Origin of the sequence: Microcoleus sp. Pol10D4 (assembly GCF_036701555.1) — a bacterium.
Taxonomy (GTDB): Bacteria; Cyanobacteriota; Cyanobacteriia; order Cyanobacteriales; family Microcoleaceae; genus Microcoleus.
In genome coordinates this window covers 1-16,635 of the sequence record NZ_JAUBRA010000030.1, presented here as the reverse complement: position 1 = coordinate 16,635, position 16,635 = coordinate 1, and the positions used below count along the sequence as shown (strand labels likewise).

Sequence of the window (16,635 nt, the reverse complement as noted above, 5' to 3'; positions counted from 1 at the left end):
AAAATCCCGCCAACATATCGTTTGCGGGATTTAGTAGGCAGGAAACTTGTAGGAAATACTGTTACTAGGCTCGGTCTACAATCTCTTTGGCTTTATCTTTGAGGTCTTCTTTCAGGTGAATTGCTGATGCTTCATCCTGCTTGGCTTGACCTTCTAATTTATCTTTCTGATTGCCTGTAACTTCGCTAACAGCTTCTTGGATTTTGCCTTCAATATTCTTCGCTGTGGCTTCGACTCTATTTTCAATGCTCATAATTTTATATTCTAACTCTACAACTACTAATATATGATTTTAAAGTTGAGTCTGACTCCCTCTTTAGATAGATTTGTTATTACCTTTATTTCTAAGTTAAAGGTTCGATCGCAAATTCGACAAGTTTATTTTTAGAAGAAAGACCTGATTTAATGCCGATCGCAGATTTCGGCACTTTAAACTTTTTGGCCAACAGCATGATTAATTCTTGATTGGCTTTACCCTCGACTGGCGGCGACTTGAGATGTATTGTGAGGCTGCCGTCGGGTTGTTGTGCGATGCTTTGCTGTTTGGAATTAGGTTTAACTTTGACTGTGAAAATAGTCATACTTCGACTTTCTCTGAATGTTCGATCTTCGTTCCCAAAACTTTCAGGAATTCAGCCAGCCAGTTAGGATGTGCTGGCCACGCGGGGGCGGTGATTAAATTGCCATCGACTACGGCTTCGGTAACGGGAACTTCTGTATATTTGCCGCCGGCCCGGAGTACGTCGGGGCTGCAAGCGGGGTATGCGGTGCAGCGTTTGCCTTCGAGTACGCCGGCGGCGGTTAGGACTTGCAAGCCGTGACAAATAGATGCGATCGGCTTTTTGCTGTGGGCAAAGTAGCGGGTAATTTGCAGCACTTGTTCGTTGAGGCGGATGTATTCTGGGGCGCGTCCTCCGGGGATAACCAAAGCGTCGTAGTCTGCCGGGTTGATTTCGTCAAAAGTCGCATTTAAAGTAAAGTTGTGACCGGGTTTTTCGCTGTAGGTTTGATCGCCTTCAAAGTCGTGAATAGCGGTGCGAATTGTTTGGCCTGCGGCTTTTTCCGGGCAGATGGCGTGGACGGTGTGACCTACCATTTGCAGTGCTTGGAAAGGTACCATTACTTCGTAGTCTTCTACAAAGTCGCCGACTAACATTAATATTTTTTTTGCTGTCATGTTTCCAACTCCTGTTATTTTGATTGTGTTAAATAGGATGAAAAAAAATGCGGGGCCGTTAAAAAGCTGGCCCCGCAAGCTATTCTGGAATCTAGAAACCGTTGCGTCCCCAAATGACCATTGAAATTGAGAAGGAGAACAGAACTAGCACCGAAACCCAACCGAGTGACAAAATATCCATAGCTATTTATTGAACAAACTGTACAAAGTGACTCCAAACCTTATGATAAGTCAATTTGAGCCATTTTAAGAATGAGGGCGCCGTGAAGGACTCGTCAAATTTTAGTGCCGCTGAACGGGTAGAATCTTTGAAGGCAGGGAGTGTTGCTGCTTTGTCTTGTTTGCTGGGTTTTGGGGCGATCGCCCTTGTTAATAGCTTAATTCTAGCGGATAGGTTGGATTCTCTGGCGAGTTTGCAGGTAAGGGAAATTGACCTAAATTTTGCCTTCAGGGCGACGATCGCACTTTTGGGCGGTTTTTTGTTCGGCGTGACTTACCGCTATGCGATTCGCCGAGATGTTAACCCGCAGCTTAAATCTGGTGCGGTGTTGGCTTTTGGGTTGGTGCGGGCTTTTGGACAACTGGATGCTGGATTGTTTTTTGAATCCGGGAAGATGCCCGCCCTACAGGAGTTATTGCCGTTTGCGGTTCGCGGTGTCGAGAGTGTGGTATTGTTTGCGATCGCGGGTTTGGTTTTGGATTGGGCGATCGGGCGATCGTGGATTAAGCCTTTCGATTCTTAAGTCTGGGCGGGTTTTGTACAAAAATCTGCAAAGGGCGGAAGTTTTGTATTGTTCGCTTAAACCGCCCCTACAGGTTTTTGTGTTTTTTGAGGTTTGGATATTTAACTAAAAGTTAATACGTCAAATTCTGGATTGCCGTAAAGCATTTGCCTGTCTACCGCCGACAAAACTTTATTGTTAGCAGCATCAGAAACTAAACACTGACAAACTAGCTGCGCTACATCCGCCCGGTGAATAGTTCCAGCAACTAGACAATCTTCTGTTAAAATACCGTTGCCTGTTGCAGGTTCCGATTTGAGTCCGCCCGGACGAATCACTGTATAAATCATCCCGCTTGCTATCAAATGATTTTCGGCTTTTTCCTTTTCAATTAAGACCGGGCCCAAAGTTTCCAAAACCTGCGGTTGCAAAGCAGCGGCACTTTTACCGCTACCGATGGATGAAACTAAAATAAATTTTTGCACGCCTGCTTTGACAGCCGCATCAATCAAGTTTTTGTTTCCCAAATAATCTGCTCTTTCTCCATCTTTGGGCAAGCCACCAATTGTGCTGATTACGGCGTGAATTGGCTCACCGCCAGCCATCGCAGCTTCCATAGCTGCTGCATCCAAAGCATCGCCAGTCACGACTTTGATGCCCATTGCTTCTAATTCGGTGCTGGTTGCGGGCGATCGCAAAAGTGCTGTTACTTGCATCTTTTGTTCTACCAACAACTTCGCGATTTCTAGACCTACGCCTCGGCTAGCACCCGCTAAAAAAATGTGGGATTTCTCTGTCATATTAATTGTGTTTTAAGTTGTGCAGAAATTTGTTGTTTTGACTGTGGAACAGTATACAACAATCCTCTGTAATTTTTTGAATTAGTTTTTTTTTACCGCAGAGGGCGCAGAGGAAGAGAGGGGAATGATTGGCAATTACCGATTGCCTATTTCCCATTTACGTTAGAGTTTTTTGCCCACTATTACTACCCAAGATTGAGCTTCGCGCGGTAAGCCGGGGGGGCGATAGTAGTGATTGACAATTGCAAATCCCGCTTGTTCTAAACAAGGCGCTAAAGTATGATATTCCCATCCGGCAGTATAGCGTTTTCCCGTTGGTCGCTCGTCATATCCTTCCCAATTTCCCCGGCACATTGACATGACAATTGCACCGCTAACAACTAAGGCTTTGTGCAAATCTTGCAGCACTTTCACCATCTCGTCGCTGGGAACGTGAATCAGGGAAGCATTGGCAAAAATACCGTCAAATTCTGATTCTGGCAAGTCGAGATTCAGAAAAGATTGTTGCCAAACTTCGCATCCTGACAACTCTTTTGCTATTTCTACAAAAGCCGGAGTTGCATCTAAGCCTACAACTGTGTGTCCTTGGCTCTTGAACGCTACTAAATCTCGTCCCGGCCCGCATCCTATATCGAGAATTTTACCGGGATTGCGGGGCATAGCAGCCGTCAGTGCGGATCGATTTTGAGATACGTCGTGATGCCAAGTTCCTTCTCGGAAAGATTCGGCAGTTAGCTGGTATTCGGCGATCGTAATTTCTTCGCGTTTGTCCACAATTTCCCCCTCTTGTATTATTTTAGATTTTAGATTTTAGATTTTAGATTGAAGAATGTTAACCGTAGAATAAGGGTTTCTGGCTACAATCTAAGAACTTACGGCTGAGGCATTTGCTACCTCAGAAACCCGGTTTCTATCCGCCCATGCGTAAGCGTGAAGTATAGATATTGGGTAGGCACACGGCACTGCCGTGTCCTACTCTATTTCATTCGATTGAAAACTACTATAATAGTTAAACAACCAGGGTTTTTTGTTCGGATTTGGTAACTGCTGAATCAGCTTCTAAGAGAGAACCTTCGGGGGATTCGATCGCAAATCCCGCATCTCGAATCATGTCCCAATCTTGATTGGCGCTTTGTCCGGGAGTTGTCAGATAATCGCCAACAAAGATAGAATTAGCGGGGTAGAGTCCGAGAGGTTGCAGCGATCGCAAATGCACTTCCCGTCCCCCAGCAATCCGAATTTCTTGACTGGGAAGCAAAAATCGGAACAAACAGAGAATTCGCAAACATTGGCGGGGAGTTAACCTGTTCACATCTGCAAATGGCGTACCGGGAATCGGAATGAAAAAGTTGACGGGTACGCTAGTAACGCCCAAATTGCGAAGCGAAAGCGCTAAATCGATCGCATCATCATCCGATTCGCCCATCCCCAAAATTCCGCCGGAACAAGTTGTGATTCCCGCTGCTTTTACGTGTTCGACGGTTTCAACCCGATCGCCAAAAGTGTGAGTGGTGCAAATGTCGGTGTGATATGATTCGGAAGTATTGAGATTGTGATTTACGCGATCGACTCCAGCTTTAGCCAAACGATGAGTTTGCTCCTCGCTCAACAATCCCAAACAAGCGCAGATTTTCAGGTTATAATTTGCCTTCACAGTCTCGACAGCATCCAAAACGCGATCGAAAGTAGATGCGCTGGGTTGGCGGCCCGAAATTACCAAACAAAACGTACCAGCTTTTAAATCTGCTGCGCGTTGGGCGGCATCCAGAATTTTCTCCTTAGCTAAAAGCGGATATTTCTCAATTTCCGCAGTCGAAATTTTGGACTGAGAACAATAATGGCAATCTTCAGGACAAAGGCCACTTTGAGCATTTAACAAATAGTGCAGCCTGACTCGGTTTCCCCAGTAGTGGCGGCGCACCCGATAAGCTGCGTTTAGTTGTTCCAGCAAAACCTCATCCGGTGCGCGCAATACGGCTAAAGATTGCTCGCGAGAGAGACATTTGCCCGCCAGCGCGTCGTCAGCCAAATCGTTCCAATTGGGTAAATTCATTACTAAAATTAAAGGGTTTACAGAGTATCCAAAACCTGACGAATTACCCGATAAATGGATTCTAGTTCATCAGGAGAAATGCAGTAGGGAGGCATCAAGTAAAGCGTATTCCCCAAGGGGCGGAGCAAAAACCCCGCTTCGAGAAATCTGGCTTTCAATACAGGAGCAATGTCATTAAAATAACCGGAAATGCTTTCGGTTTTCACATCCATTGCTGCGATGGTGCCGCAAGTCCGAATCCGTTCTAGTTTAGGATGATTTCTCAGCCATTGGTTCAGATATTTGCGGTGCAGTTTTTCCATCCCTTGATACACATTTGGGTTTTGCTCCAAAAGCTCTAGGGATGCTACACCCACCGCACAAGCTAAAGGATTTCCGGTATAAGAATGACCGTGAAAAAAAGCTTTGTCCGATTCATCTCGCCAGAAAGCTTGATAAATATCCTCCGATGCCATTGTGACAGCAATTGGCAAGCAGCCGCCAGACAATCCTTTAGACAAACACAGGATATCTGGGGAAGTTGCAGATTTAACAGAGGCAAACAGTTCGCCCGTGCGACCAAAACCAGTCATTACTTCATCGTAAATCAACAATACATTAAACTGGCGAGCAAGTTGTGCGATCGCCTGCAAAAACTCAAGGCGGCACATTCGCATTCCCCCGGCACCTTGCACCAAAGGTTCGATAAAAATACCCGCATAGCCGCCTTGCTTTAACAAAAACTCCAATTTCTCTAAACTTGCCGCCTCTTTGCTTTCCACCTCCTCGTCGCCGTCAAAAGTCGCGGGAAAAGGAACAACATCCCCAGCAAACATTAAAGGTGCAAAAGGTTCCCACCACAGCGAACTTCTGCCAGCAGACATCGCGCCCACAGTATCGCCGTGATAACCTCCCTCAAAACTAATAAAGCTAGTACGGTTAGTTTCTCCGAGATTGCGCCAATATTGAAAAGCCATTTTCAGAGCAACTTCAACAGCAGTTGAGCCGTTATCAGAAAAGAAAATCCGCGTTAAAGAAGCAGGCGTATGAGTTAGCAATTTATTAGCAAGTTTCTCGGCAGGTTCGTGAGTAAACCCCGCAAAGATTACGTGTTCTAACTTTTGGGCTTGTTCATAAAGAGCCTCCGCCAGAACGGGATGGCTGTGCCCGTGAATCGTCACCCACCAACTAGAAATGCAGTCAAGAATTTGCCGCCCGTCTGCTAATTCCAGCACCGCTCCTTTACCACGAACTACCTTCAGTGGCGGGGCAGCAGTTTTCATTTGTGTGAAGGGTTGCCAAATCGGTGAAATTGAAGAATTATGTTCCTGATTCGCAGTCATTTTTACCCTGGTAACTAATATCAACTCGCATTTTAATATAGCAATGTTAACTTACTTGGCAACTCTTTATATTCTCTTCTCTTTTCTTCTCTTCTCTTCCTACCCTACTCTTCACCGAACCCCTGCAGGGAACGGGAACGGCTTCGCCGAACGTGTCCTTCGCGTCTTCGCGGTTCGTTCAAAAAAATCTATTTTGGTGTCGAGGGTGGCTGCTCTGCAACGTCAGCCCCCATATCACGTATTCCCCAGCGACGGTTAAATTTGTCAGTTACAATTTTCTGCCTTTCAGCAAATAAGTCGTCATTGCTCCTTTGCCTTTAACATTAATTTTACCGCGCTTTTCCAACAAATACTTATCGCACAGCAACTCATAAGTTGAGTTACTAACTTGAATTTTACCAGGAAGTCCCTGAGATTCCATGCGGCTTGCTGTATTCACAGCATCTCCCCACAAATCGTAAATAAACTTTTTAGTGCCGATGACACCTGCTACAACAGGCCCAGTATTAATGCCAATGCGGATATTGAGAGGTTTACCGCATTCGTCGCGGAATTTCATAATTTCTTGCTGCATTTCCAGGGCCATTTCGGCAATAGATTCGGCGTGATTTGTACAAGGAAGTGGCAAACCGCCTGCTACCATATAATTGTCACCGATCGTCTTAATTTTTTCTAAGCCGTATTGTTCGCTTAAGCGATCGAAAGCTGAAAATATTTTGTTAAGTAATTCTACTAATTCTTCAGGAGAGGTGCGCGAAGATATTTCGGTAAAGCCCACAATATCAGCAAATAAAACCGTAACCTCAGCAAATCCGTCCGCAATATTTATATGGCCTTGTTTTAGGCGATCGGCAATCATTACAGGTAAGATATTTAGTAATAAACGTTCCGACTTTTCTTGTTCAGCGCGCAATACTTCCTCAGCTTGTTTCCGCTGTGCAATTTCCTTGTATACTCGGTGAAACATTTGATTGAATGCGACCATGAGTTCTCCCAACTCGTCATCGCGTTTGACAGACAGAGAGTAGAAATCAGGTTTCTCTTGATCTTTGCTCAAAGCGTCTCCAGCAGCGATCAAGTCATCGCGCAATCTCAAGAGAGGTGAAATTACTGTCACCCCTAAAAAAAACATAGTCACCGAAGTGACAAAGGCTGATATAATGATGACTAAAACCGCAATCCGCCCGATAAATGCGTAGAGTTCCGGCTGAACGGTGGAAGCATCGTGGCGAACAATTAAGATGTAATCGCTTCCCAAATGTCGCTCCGTCCAAGCAATATCGTAGCGCTTGCCATCGAAATTGTGACTGTGAACTATACGAGCTTTTTTTAGTTGCTCTAAACTGATTTCTGGGGGTTCGCCAAGTGTATATATTAGCTCACCGTTAGCTTGGTAAATAGATAGTCCTAAGACTACTTGAGAATCCTTAGTAATATTTTTTACTTCTTCTTGCAAGAAAGTGCGATCGGAAATATCTTGTTGGAGCAAAAACTCTAGGGAATCAACAGTCGCCCGAGATACCTGTTCCAGTTGGCTTAAAAGTTCATTTTCTCGCCGAAAATAAGAGGGAACTAAAATAATTCCCTCTATGACAAGAATGCTAGCAAATACCCACAAAGCTATTTGCCTAGACAAGCGAGATTGGAAAAATTTCAAGAATGATAAAATCCGCGATCGCATAAAATTTACTATTTTGCAAATGGCTAATGTAGGACATAAGAAAAAAAACCGGGTTTCTGGTAATCCATTTTGGGTGTGTCAACGAAACAACCGCGCAGAAACCGAGTTCTCAAATCTCCTGTGTAATTCCTGTAATTGTCAGTAGTCAAAAGCCAGCAGCCATTAACTGTTAGTTCTTGGGTGACGACTAACAACGAATGACTGATGACTTCGGACTAACTAGCATACCCCTTAATAATATAATAAACAAATTAAACCGAAACGGCGCTGACTAGCCTGCCTGCAAGCAGATAAGTATTCATATCGCCCTTGCCTTTGATGTGGATAATTCCTCTGTCTTCAAACCGATACTTATTTTGCAAGATATCGTAAGTGGATTGTGTGACTTGAATCGCGCCGGCAATCCCGTGGGATTCCATGCGGGCTGCTGTATTGACGGCATCGCCCCAGAGGTCGTAAATAAATTTTTTAGTGCCAATAACCCCCGCAATTGCCGGTCCGGTATTGATGCCGATGCGAATGTTAATTCCTGCATGATGTTTGGCATTAAATTTTGCTAATTCCTCCTGCATACCTAAAGCCATTTCCGCAATGCTTTCGGCGTGGTTTCTGCTAGGATTTGGCAAACCTCCCACTACCATGTAAGCATCTCCAATTGTTTTGATTTTTTCCAAGCCGTACTTTTCCGTTAAGCTATCGAAGGCTGAAAAAATTTCGTTTAGAAACTTGAGCAGTTCTTCGGGAGATATTTGTGCTGAAAGCACTGTAAAGCCTACGATATCCGCAAACAAAATCGTGACTTCTGCGAAGCCGTCAGCAATACTGCTTTGACCATCTTTTAGCTTAGCAGCAATGGATTCGGGTAAAATATTGAGCAGCAGGCGATCGCTCTTTTCCTGTTCTTTCAGCAATTCTACATTAGTTTCTTGCAATTGTGCCGTGCGTTCCATGACGCGCTGTTCTAATTGTTTAGCATTTTGGCGCAACCTGCTGATAGATACAGTTAAGCCTGTCACTCCTACAACGGAAAGTCCTACTAACAGTAAAAACAGGTTTTTAAGTTCACTTTGAGTATGTTGAGTGATGGTGTCGAGAGGTTGAGTAATTTCTAATATCCCCCGCACATCTCCCACTTTCCAATCTCTTTTAGGACTGTCAGGGTGAGTATTGTGACAGTTCACGCAGCTAGAACTTAGAATATCTGCCTCGGCATATCGAAAGGCGGGTTTGCCGCGAACATCATCAACGCGGAAAAATTTCTCTGTCGGATTTTGCGTCAAATACGTAATAGCTTGCTGTTCAAAATCGTCTCGGGCTCCGCCTTCTTTTCGCCGCCAGGGAAATGGGTAGTTGCTGTAGAGACGAAGTGATACTTCGGGATTTTTTTTTGTGATATGGTTGCCTAGTTCTATTAAGAAACTGGCTGGTACGGGAACTGTTACTTTTGTCGGGTTGTAGTCGTGGGTAAAGTTAATTGCTTCAGCGGTGTTTAGAGGACTAACAACATCGGAACTGTAAAGGGTGCGGGCTTCTTTAACAGCTTGGGCATAGAGGGTGGCATTTTGGAGGGCTTGCGATTCGATTAGGGTGGAGGAAAGACGAGACATATTTGCCATCGCTACTCCTACACCTACACAAAATAAAATTGTCACCGCAAGCAGAATTCGCTTGTAAATTAATTGGCTGATGGCAGCCCGAATTCGATAAATCAACTGGGGCATGGTATCCTCACGTGTGAGGTTTAATCTAGATTGGAATTTATGCACTACTAACATAACACTGCTTTCTCAGACTGTTTTGCTGGCGTCCGGGGTAAAGCAAGACTCTCTGGGTGCAACGGAGGGTTAATTATTGTTTACCGCGAGTGTTTCGCTTATCCGTAAGAATACCCATAACTCTATAGGGATTTTCTGTTGAGTGAAGTACAGATGATCGGTTAAGGACATGGCAGTGGCTTGTCCCTACTTCACGCACTTTTTGCTCTATTTCAGTTAGGATAGCAATTGTAGTCTATGGTTGGCGATCGTGAATTCTGACTCTACTGTCTCACCTACTAACAAGGAAATTTTTCCGGGAGAAGTTTTCGTCAATACTGCTGATTTTGATACCGGCATTCGGCGACTTTTACCTAAATATGACGAAATGCTGGATGTAGTAGCAGGCTGCATTACTAACACAAACCATCGCATTTTAGAACTCGGCTGCGGTACGGGGGAACTTACTTTAAAAGTTCTCAAATGCTACCCGTCTGCCGAAATAGTTGCTGTCGATTACTCGCCGCGAATGCTTGATTTTGCCCGCGCCAAAATAGAGTCGGCAGGATACGCAGCCCGGTGGACTGGCATAGAAATGGACTTTGGAGAATGGGCGAACAATCCAAATTTCTCAGGCTTGGGCGATAAATTCAATGCTTGCATTTCATCTCTGGCAATTCACCATCTTGAGGATGAGATGAAGTTGAAATTGTTTCAACGGATTCGCGGAAGTTTAAATGCTGGTGGCTGTTTTTGGAATGCCGATCCTCTTTTAGCAGAATCAGCAGCAATGAAAGATATTTATCAAGCGGCGCGAGAAGATTGGGCCCTAAATCAAGGGGAAACCTTAGCACAAATTCGGGCAAATGTGGGGACGAGTGTCTCTTACGGCTATTCTAATCCCGATCGCCTAGCTACACTTTCGGCACAGTTGGAAATGCTGGTAAAAGCTGGATTTGACACTGTTGCAGTGCCTTGGAAATACTACGGTATGGCGGTGTTTGGGGGATTTGTTAATTGAAAAAAGCAGTCCTGCTATTTAGGATGAAACCTCAGCACCTTACTGCTTAAAGAAAGATTGCAGTTAGTATTTTAGGTTACTAAGTTCTGTTTGAAAAAATATATAATCCTGTCAGGATTGAGGAAACAAAATGACTGCAAATGCGATTCAAAGTATTGACTGGGATGCTTTTTCTTCGGAACTATCGGGAATTGAAATAATTAGCGATCGCGCGCAAGTTGTCAAGCTATCTCAAGACTATTATCACTTCAGTCCAGTTTTGCAACCTCTCTTAAGTGATAAAACAGGAGATTTAGTAGTTCGTCCCGCCAGCGAAGCCGAAGTTTTGCGGATTGCTGCAGCCTGCGTCAAATTCAAAATTCCGCTAACTGTTAGAGGGGCAGGAACGGGCAATTACGGGCAGTGCATTCCCCTCAAGGGCGGCGTCATTTTAGATACCAGCAAAATGAACAGTATCCGCTGGATAAAACCGGGTTTAGCTTGCGTAGAACCAGGGGTGAAAATGTCGGTTTTCGACAAACAAGCGCGAGAAACTGGTTGGGAATTGCGGATGGTTCCCTCAACCTATCGCACCGCAACGATTGGGGGATTTATCGGCGGCGGTAGCGGGGGAATTGGTTCGATAACTTACGGGCAATTGCGCGATCGGGGAAATCTTCATGCCGTTCGAGTCGTTACAATGGAAGACGATCCCCGCGTCATCGAATTGCGGGGCGATGAAGTGCAGAAAGTCAATCACGCTTACGGCACAAATGGAATTATTACTGAGTTAGAAATTCCCCTCGCCCCTGCTTATCCTTGGGCGGAAATCATCGTCGCTTTTGACGATTTTATGACATCGGCAAACTTCGGTCAAGCTTTGGGCGATGCTGACGGGATTATCAAAAAACTAATTTGTGTTTGTGCTTGGCCGATTCCTGCTTATTTTGCTGCTTTCCGCGAGGAGATTCCTGAAGGTAAGCACTGCGCTTTGTTAATGGTAGCTGAATCTTGTCTGGAACCGCTGCAAGATTTGGTGCGCGAATATGGCGGCACAATTTGCTATCAAAAAAACGCACAAGCAGCGAGCAAAGGTGCAGCAATTGCTGAATTTACTTGGAATCATACAACTCTGCACGCTCGCAGCGCTGACCCGTCTCTGACTTATTTGCAGACGCTTTTTCCCCCAGATAAAGGTTTGAAATTGATTGAGGAAATGTATAAATTTTATGGGGATGAGGTGATGATGCACTTGGAGTTTTTGCGGATGAATGGCAGGGCGATCGCCGCAGCTTTGCAAATAGTTCGCTACACTACGGAATCACGGCTCAATGAAATTATTCGCTATCACGAAGAGCAAGGCGCAATGATTGCTAATCCTCACACTTATATATTGGAAGATGGAGGGATGAAAAGTATTAATGTGGAACAGTTGCAGTTTAAAGAGTTGGTCGATCCTTACGGTTTGCTTAATCCGGGTAAAATGCGGGCGTGGTTGGAACGGGGTTAAGGGCGATGGTTTTTAGATAAGATTCGGATCTTGAAATCGCTGCTAGACAAACGAAGTCCGCCTAAGCGCTGGCTTCGCTCACGCGGACTGAGAAATGAGCAAACAGCAGTGGTAAATTTAAGGGACGGGGGCGGTAATTTCTGCTGGTGCGATCGCCCCTGGTGTAGGTACTGCTTGCTTTTCCAGTAGTAGGCGCTGTTTGTTCCGAAATTCTGCGGCCGCATCGTTCAAATTTTGGCGCTGTTCGGTAGTAAATTCTTCCATGCTGCGGCCACCGCCCAATTTGGATCGGTGAATTAAATCAAATATTCCGCTGCCGCTGCTGCGGCCGGAAAAGGGGTCGGTATTGTCTTGAGTTTGAAAGTCTTGCAGCGGTTGGGCATTATTTAAACCGCTGGCTTGAGCGAAGCTTGCTTGAGGGGAGAACAGAGCACAGGATGCGATCGCGCTTGCAGCAATCCCCATCATTAATTTGCCGGATTTGGAAGTTTTGGTGTTCATCATTTATTAGTTGAATCTTCAAAAAAACAATTCTATCTAAACAATATTCTGACTTGTGACTAAATATTATATTACTTCGCTGGGGCTAAGGACACGGCAATGCCGTGTCCCTACAATTGATGGTGCAGGTTAAACGATCGCCCGCAGAGTTGCTGCGATCGCCCTAAGCAAACCTGCGTCTCAGCAGCGGTTGAATGCTCAGCAGCGCCACCAAATCAAACACCAGCAGCACTAATAGCGCTCCTCCAAAGGTAACATTACCCCAAGGAGCCTGCATCACGACACTGGCTAGCGACCAATCGCTGTGTAAGTACAAATAGCGGATAGGTTCGATCGCATAACTCAGAGGATTGAGAGTCACCACAACTTGCAGCCACTCTGGCATAAATGACAGCGGCGCGAGGGCTGTGCTGGCAAATAACAGCGGCAGGTTAGTCACAAAAATTACCGCTATTAATTCTACGTGACCGGGAAGAGCAAAGGCTAAACCCAGGCTCAAGCCGGTGACGCCCAAAACTAATAGTAGGACAATTAGGGCGATCGCGCCCAGTCCGGCAATTCCGGGGAATCCGGCGCCCAAAAACGCTCCCGCTGTAACGATTGTGCCGGTTTGGATAAAGCTGAGGGTGACGATAAAAATAGCCGAAGCCAGGACGATCGAAAATCTGGAAGCCAACGGCGCGACTAATAAGCGGTTGAGAAATCCGAACTCGCGATCGAACATAATCGGCAAACCAGCATTCAGCGCCCCGGCAAAGGCTGTAAAAACGATTACACCGGCGCCGAGAAATTGTCCGTAATTCTGGCTTTCGCCGAACAATCCGGCGGGTGCATTTTCAAACAGAGCTCCGAACAAAACCAACCACATCAGGGGCTGAATAATGCCTGCAACTAGCGTGGAGGGGCGACGCTGCAATTGAATAAACAGGCGCTTGGTTAAGGCGAGTGTTTCTTGGATAAAGTCGCCCAGCAGGGAAGTGGAAGTGTCAGCGGATGCCGTGGAGAGTGGCCGCTGCTGGTTGAGGTTGTTGGGGGATGTAACAGTACCGCTCATAATTGCTTGTTGATTAGATCTAACTCTCTTTACAGTAGCAAGTCTGGAGGTATTGGTGGTGTTGGGCGGGCGATCGTCACAAGCCAGCAGATTAGGTTGTATAGTCATGATGATAAATTCTACATAGCTGGGAATCTTCGATCGAGACATGGCAGAAACACCGATCGCTCTATATCGACAAGGCAACGCTAATTCACCTTGAATGGATAATGTCCGACCGAACAAAGATGTTGCTACTTATGAAGAAAATGGTCGCATCTGGGTAGATCCTACTTTAGGAGGTGGGATTTCGACATTTGCTACTCAAAGAAGCGACAAAAACTGGTGGAAGTTAGATGCGGAGAGTGCAATTCCTGCCGCGCTTGATTTAGTTAATGACCACAACGATCATTGGTTGTGGAAACCGAGTCATATTATGCCGATAGAGGAGTACAAGGAGTCTCTTCGACTATAAGTGCATCTTTTTACAAAGTGAGTTAAAGATTTCCAGCTTTGGCAGCTTTGAAACAAAGTAGGTTAGCATAGTGGCAAGTAAGCGTAAAGATTAAAAAGAGATTTCAGATGATTCTATCTTTTAAGGATGTACAATTTATTATCGAAGCTCTTGAGTTTCGGATCGAGGCATACCGAGAACGTTTGAAGGGTGAAGAATTGGATGAGGATGAAGCATCCGATATCGGCAACGATCGCTATTTTTTAGAAGCGTTGCGCGAAGATTTGATGAAAGCTATTAAGGATGGTAGTCTGCCGAAAATAGCAGAATCTTCAGACGGTTTGTATCAAGAGATAAGAAGTTAATGAGGGCGAGCGCACTTCTTTGCGACAGGGGATGAGATGGGCGATCGCGACTGAAAAACGGTGCTGGATATGCTACATTGAGTATGAAGAATTTGGCAAAAAAATGTCTTGTACTTTCACGGCAATTGTTTATTGGGAAGAGGATGTTTATGTAGCCGAGTGTCCTGAAGTGGGAACGGCTAGCCAAGGAGAGACGATCGAAGAGGCGATCGCCAATCTCAAAGAAGCAACGGAACTTTATTTAGAAGAATTCCCTCTGCCTAAAACTTCCCGCCGTCTGCTAACTACATTTGACAGTGCTATCCTAGATAAGAGAACCATCAGACATTGGCAGGGAAAAAATCTTGTCAACTATCACGGATATAGGAACTTTAATTAGCCGTCACCCTGACATACATGGTGGCTGTCCAATTATTGCCGGAACGGGTGTTACAGTTCGGCGCATTGCTATTTGGTACAAGCAAAGTTTGAGTGCAGAAGAAATTGCCGATCGCATCGGGCATTTAACTCTCACCCAAGTCTATGCAGCTTTGACTTATTATCATGCTAACCGAGAGGAAATTGATGCTGATATTGCAGCGGAAGAAGCTGAGGGCGATCGAATAGAAGCATTGAATTCTCAGCGTAAGATTCAGAAGCAGCCGACGGATATAGCTTTGGAAATACCAACAGTAGCCAACTATCCCAGTCGCCGAGAATTTATGAAATTACCGCTGGAAGAGAGGGGAAGGATTTTAGAAAGACAAGCTGAGGCAATGTTGCAACATTACCAGGAAGATAGAGAATGGCAAGAATTAGAGTATGAGTAGTCTCTTATAAAAAGGGATAGTCAGGGCCGGGAGGTTGGTCCAGGCTGGGAGGTTGGTCAGGGCTGAGAGGTTGTGAGTTGGGGTTAAAAAAGGGAGATTGTAGGGAAGGGCTGGGAGCTTCTGGAATCGAGGTGACTGAGTGTCCACAGTCTTTTAGTCGCTGCAAAATACTAAGCGTATATAAATCATAAAGAGTCGCATCCAAATTATCATAGACGGGGAGTTGACCTTTTGGAGCACTTAGACTGTAGTTGAGTTCATAAGGAGGTCTCCTGCGGCCCAGATAAGTGTATCTGCCATCAGGAGTGTAACCACGAGTAATCCATCCTAAGCGTTCCCAAAGCATTACTACTTCCACTGGATCGGCGAGTGAAGCGAAGTACGAGGAACCTTGGAAATAACTTTGAACCATAGCACACTGTATACCGTAACCGCTGCTATTTCTATCAAATTCCTGTACTTCTTTTTTTTTCCAATCATCGGCTTTTTGACATTCTTCCAAGATATCTAACTGGATGCTGAAGCCAAAATGTCCATTACTGTATTGTACCCAAAGCTGGTCTATTTCATGTAAAATATTACAGGGTATTTGATTCATTTCTTCCCTACTTAACCGGTGACTGTAAGTCAGTTTCAATTTGCTTGCCATCCCATAACTTATACCAAAGTAGTTTAATAATTTCCTAAATGAGTCTTGTAAAGCGATTTCTCCACGAACGATACGTGCAGTATTCAGCGTGATGAGTCGCTCGGTTTCATTATTAGCTGCTTTCCAGTTTCTGGCTGCAAGAAGGATACGCAATTTATTGGTGCTCGTGCCTTGTTTATACCAAAACACCGAAAATATTATAATAATAGCGATCGCAAGCCCAATTAAAATTCCCATCGTTTGGCAGTCCTGAATTTTAAAATTTTCGTTTGAGTTTAGTAGAGAGGGATTTTCATGAATCCCTCTCTGTTGTCTTTGTCCACACTATTGCGAACGGTATAAAGTCTCCGATTGTCGCAATACTTTAATATCCCAGCGATCGCCTCTTATCAAAAATGTTTCCACTCAATAAAATGTGCCCGATTAAAAAATTGCTCTCGCTCGCTTCTATCTGCTAAGGATTAACTAACACATCCTAATTTTGGATAATTTTTGCTTTATTTTTAGACAGAAATTTGCATAAATCCATCTATTTTACCTTGATAAACACGATTGCCATCCACATAAACTGTGCCATTAGCCCAAGGCTCTATAGAAAACTCAACTTCTCCCTGCTGATTAGTTCGTTTGCGATCAGTTTGTCCCTGCTTTAAAAAATCATTGTTTCCAACGCCAACCTCTTTCCCTTTGATGGGTTGTCCAGTTTTCGCCGAAATTAGTTGAATGACTAAGCTGTTGTGCATTTAAAACGCATATTGGTATAATATAACATAATGATATTCAGAAAAAGTGAATGCCTGCTAAA

The 16,635-nt window shown here is 44.8% G+C and carries 21 protein-coding genes; 7 read left to right on the top strand and 14 right to left on the bottom strand.

Going from position 1 to position 16,635, the window contains the following annotated elements; translation table 11 throughout:
- Positions 1-64: 64 nt before the first annotated feature.
- From QUA36_RS16370 to petN, 4 genes are all read right to left on the bottom strand, one after another.
- Entirely contained in the window at positions 65-253 is a 189-nt protein-coding gene (locus tag QUA36_RS16370) for a CsbD family protein (protein WP_015175540.1), read from the bottom strand.
- Between the two features lie 91 nt (positions 254-344).
- On the bottom strand, positions 345-581 hold the full coding sequence (locus tag QUA36_RS16365) for a DUF167 domain-containing protein (RefSeq protein ID WP_333458403.1): 237 nt from the start codon (positions 579-581) through the stop codon (positions 345-347).
- Positions 578-1,177 (bottom strand): DJ-1/PfpI family protein, encoded by a 600-nt coding sequence (locus QUA36_RS16360; protein ID WP_333458402.1) that lies wholly within the window; start codon positions 1,175-1,177, stop codon positions 578-580. Before QUA36_RS16360 ends, QUA36_RS16365 begins: the two co-directional genes overlap by 4 nt.
- A 91-nt stretch (positions 1,178-1,268) precedes the next feature.
- Entirely contained in the window at positions 1,269-1,358 is a 90-nt protein-coding gene (gene petN / locus QUA36_RS16355) for a cytochrome b6-f complex subunit PetN (protein ID WP_071883976.1), read from the bottom strand.
- 82 nt (positions 1,359-1,440) lie between these two features.
- Here petN and QUA36_RS16350 point away from each other — a divergent pair, with 82 nt between their 5' ends.
- Positions 1,441-1,920 carry a hypothetical protein gene (locus QUA36_RS16350; protein ID WP_333458401.1) on the top strand — a complete coding sequence of 160 codons (480 nt, stop codon included), beginning with the start codon at positions 1,441-1,443 and terminating at the stop codon, positions 1,918-1,920.
- A 101-nt stretch (positions 1,921-2,021) separates the two neighbouring features.
- Here QUA36_RS16350 and QUA36_RS16345 read toward each other — a convergent pair whose 3' ends face one another.
- The 6 genes from QUA36_RS16345 to QUA36_RS16320 all read right to left on the bottom strand — a co-directional run bounded on the left by QUA36_RS16345 (position 2,022) and on the right by QUA36_RS16320 (position 9,476).
- Entirely contained in the window at positions 2,022-2,699 is a 678-nt protein-coding gene (locus tag QUA36_RS16345) for an SDR family oxidoreductase (protein ID WP_333454487.1), read from the bottom strand.
- Between the two features lie 162 nt (positions 2,700-2,861).
- A complete protein-coding gene (locus tag QUA36_RS16340; RefSeq protein ID WP_333168337.1) occupies positions 2,862-3,473 on the bottom strand; it encodes a methyltransferase domain-containing protein in 612 nt (203 codons plus the stop codon).
- 235 nt (positions 3,474-3,708) lie between these two features.
- Entirely contained in the window at positions 3,709-4,752 is a 1,044-nt protein-coding gene (gene bioB, locus QUA36_RS16335) for a biotin synthase BioB (protein WP_333458400.1), read from the bottom strand.
- A 17-nt stretch (positions 4,753-4,769) separates the two neighbouring features.
- Entirely contained in the window at positions 4,770-6,074 is a 1,305-nt protein-coding gene (bioA, locus tag QUA36_RS16330) for an adenosylmethionine--8-amino-7-oxononanoate transaminase (protein WP_333458399.1), read from the bottom strand.
- Positions 6,075-6,342: 268 nt separating this feature from the next.
- On the bottom strand, positions 6,343-7,755 hold the full coding sequence (locus tag QUA36_RS16325) for an adenylate/guanylate cyclase domain-containing protein (RefSeq protein WP_333458398.1): 1,413 nt from the start codon (positions 7,753-7,755) through the stop codon (positions 6,343-6,345).
- A 251-nt stretch (positions 7,756-8,006) separates the two neighbouring features.
- Positions 8,007-9,476, bottom strand: a complete 1,470-nt coding sequence (locus tag QUA36_RS16320; RefSeq protein WP_333454483.1) for an adenylate/guanylate cyclase domain-containing protein — start codon at positions 9,474-9,476, stop codon at positions 8,007-8,009.
- Positions 9,477-9,780: 304 nt separating this feature from the next.
- Between QUA36_RS16320 and QUA36_RS16315 the strand changes: the two genes are divergently transcribed.
- On the top strand, positions 9,781-10,530 hold the full coding sequence (locus QUA36_RS16315; protein ID WP_333458397.1) for a class I SAM-dependent methyltransferase: 750 nt from the start codon (positions 9,781-9,783) through the stop codon (positions 10,528-10,530).
- 130 nt (positions 10,531-10,660) lie between these two features.
- Positions 10,661-12,019, top strand: a complete 1,359-nt coding sequence (locus tag QUA36_RS16310; RefSeq protein WP_333458396.1) for an FAD-binding oxidoreductase — start codon at positions 10,661-10,663, stop codon at positions 12,017-12,019.
- 117 nt (positions 12,020-12,136) lie between these two features.
- Here the strand turns inward: QUA36_RS16310 and QUA36_RS16305 are convergent, their stop codons facing one another.
- Positions 12,137-12,523: a hypothetical protein gene (locus tag QUA36_RS16305; protein ID WP_333458395.1), complete on the bottom strand. Its 387-nt coding sequence runs from the start codon at positions 12,521-12,523 to the stop codon at positions 12,137-12,139.
- Positions 12,524-12,683: 160 nt separating this feature from the next.
- Positions 12,684-13,574, bottom strand: a complete 891-nt coding sequence (locus QUA36_RS16300) for an ABC transporter permease (RefSeq protein ID WP_333458435.1) — start codon at positions 13,572-13,574, stop codon at positions 12,684-12,686.
- 202 nt (positions 13,575-13,776) lie between these two features.
- Here QUA36_RS16300 and QUA36_RS16295 point away from each other — a divergent pair, with 202 nt between their 5' ends.
- From QUA36_RS16295 to QUA36_RS16280, 4 genes are all read left to right on the top strand, one after another.
- A complete protein-coding gene (locus QUA36_RS16295; RefSeq protein WP_333458394.1) occupies positions 13,777-14,028 on the top strand; it encodes a hypothetical protein in 252 nt (83 codons plus the stop codon).
- Positions 14,029-14,135: 107 nt separating this feature from the next.
- The gene (locus tag QUA36_RS16290) at positions 14,136-14,372 is read left to right on the top strand and encodes a hypothetical protein (protein WP_333458393.1); all 237 of its coding nucleotides are present in this window, start codon (positions 14,136-14,138) and stop codon (positions 14,370-14,372) included.
- A gap of 31 nt (positions 14,373-14,403) precedes the next feature.
- Entirely contained in the window at positions 14,404-14,751 is a 348-nt protein-coding gene (locus tag QUA36_RS16285; protein ID WP_333458392.1) for a type II toxin-antitoxin system HicB family antitoxin, read from the top strand.
- Positions 14,717-15,181 carry a DUF433 domain-containing protein gene (locus QUA36_RS16280; protein ID WP_333363362.1) on the top strand — a complete coding sequence of 155 codons (465 nt, stop codon included), beginning with the start codon at positions 14,717-14,719 and terminating at the stop codon, positions 15,179-15,181. The genes QUA36_RS16285 and QUA36_RS16280 overlap by 35 nt, the downstream gene beginning before the upstream one ends.
- 4 nt (positions 15,182-15,185) lie before the next feature.
- On the opposite strand, the gene QUA36_RS16275 is transcribed toward QUA36_RS16280, so the two are convergent.
- Positions 15,186-16,067 carry a GUN4 domain-containing protein gene (locus QUA36_RS16275; RefSeq protein WP_333458391.1) on the bottom strand — a complete coding sequence of 294 codons (882 nt, stop codon included), beginning with the start codon at positions 16,065-16,067 and terminating at the stop codon, positions 15,186-15,188.
- Between the two features lie 266 nt (positions 16,068-16,333).
- Positions 16,334-16,573, bottom strand: a complete 240-nt coding sequence (locus QUA36_RS16270; RefSeq protein WP_333458390.1) for a hypothetical protein — start codon at positions 16,571-16,573, stop codon at positions 16,334-16,336.
- Positions 16,574-16,635 lie beyond the last annotated feature (62 nt).

Excerpts from the sequence above, each read along its gene's own strand:
- QUA36_RS16370 (WP_015175540.1), bottom strand. The coding sequence starts at position 253 with ATGAGCATTGAAAATAGAGTCGAAGCCACAGCGAAGAATATTGAAGGC.
- QUA36_RS16365 (WP_333458403.1), bottom strand. The coding sequence starts at position 581 with ATGACTATTTTCACAGTCAAAGTTAAACCTAATTCCAAACAGCAAAGC.
- QUA36_RS16360 (WP_333458402.1), bottom strand. The coding sequence starts at position 1,177 with ATGACAGCAAAAAAAATATTAATGTTAGTCGGCGACTTTGTAGAAGAC.
- petN (WP_071883976.1), bottom strand. The coding sequence starts at position 1,358 with ATGGATATTTTGTCACTCGGTTGGGTTTCGGTGCTAGTTCTGTTCTCC.
- QUA36_RS16345 (WP_333454487.1), bottom strand. The coding sequence starts at position 2,699 with ATGACAGAGAAATCCCACATTTTTTTAGCGGGTGCTAGCCGAGGCGTA.
- bioB (WP_333458400.1), bottom strand. The coding sequence starts at position 4,752 with ATGAATTTACCCAATTGGAACGATTTGGCTGACGACGCGCTGGCGGGC.
- bioA (WP_333458399.1), bottom strand. The coding sequence starts at position 6,074 with ATGACTGCGAATCAGGAACATAATTCTTCAATTTCACCGATTTGGCAA.
- QUA36_RS16325 (WP_333458398.1), bottom strand. The coding sequence starts at position 7,755 with ATGCGATCGCGGATTTTATCATTCTTGAAATTTTTCCAATCTCGCTTG.
- QUA36_RS16320 (WP_333454483.1), bottom strand. The coding sequence starts at position 9,476 with ATGCCCCAGTTGATTTATCGAATTCGGGCTGCCATCAGCCAATTAATT.
- QUA36_RS16310 (WP_333458396.1), top strand. The coding sequence starts at position 10,661 with ATGACTGCAAATGCGATTCAAAGTATTGACTGGGATGCTTTTTCTTCG.
- QUA36_RS16305 (WP_333458395.1), bottom strand. The coding sequence starts at position 12,523 with ATGATGAACACCAAAACTTCCAAATCCGGCAAATTAATGATGGGGATT.
- QUA36_RS16300 (WP_333458435.1), bottom strand. The coding sequence starts at position 13,574 with ATGAGCGGTACTGTTACATCCCCCAACAACCTCAACCAGCAGCGGCCA.
- QUA36_RS16295 (WP_333458394.1), top strand. The coding sequence starts at position 13,777 with ATGGATAATGTCCGACCGAACAAAGATGTTGCTACTTATGAAGAAAAT.
- QUA36_RS16290 (WP_333458393.1), top strand. The coding sequence starts at position 14,136 with ATGATTCTATCTTTTAAGGATGTACAATTTATTATCGAAGCTCTTGAG.
- QUA36_RS16285 (WP_333458392.1), top strand. The coding sequence starts at position 14,404 with ATGAGATGGGCGATCGCGACTGAAAAACGGTGCTGGATATGCTACATT.
- QUA36_RS16275 (WP_333458391.1), bottom strand. The coding sequence starts at position 16,067 with ATGGGAATTTTAATTGGGCTTGCGATCGCTATTATTATAATATTTTCG.
- QUA36_RS16270 (WP_333458390.1), bottom strand. The coding sequence starts at position 16,573 with ATGCACAACAGCTTAGTCATTCAACTAATTTCGGCGAAAACTGGACAA.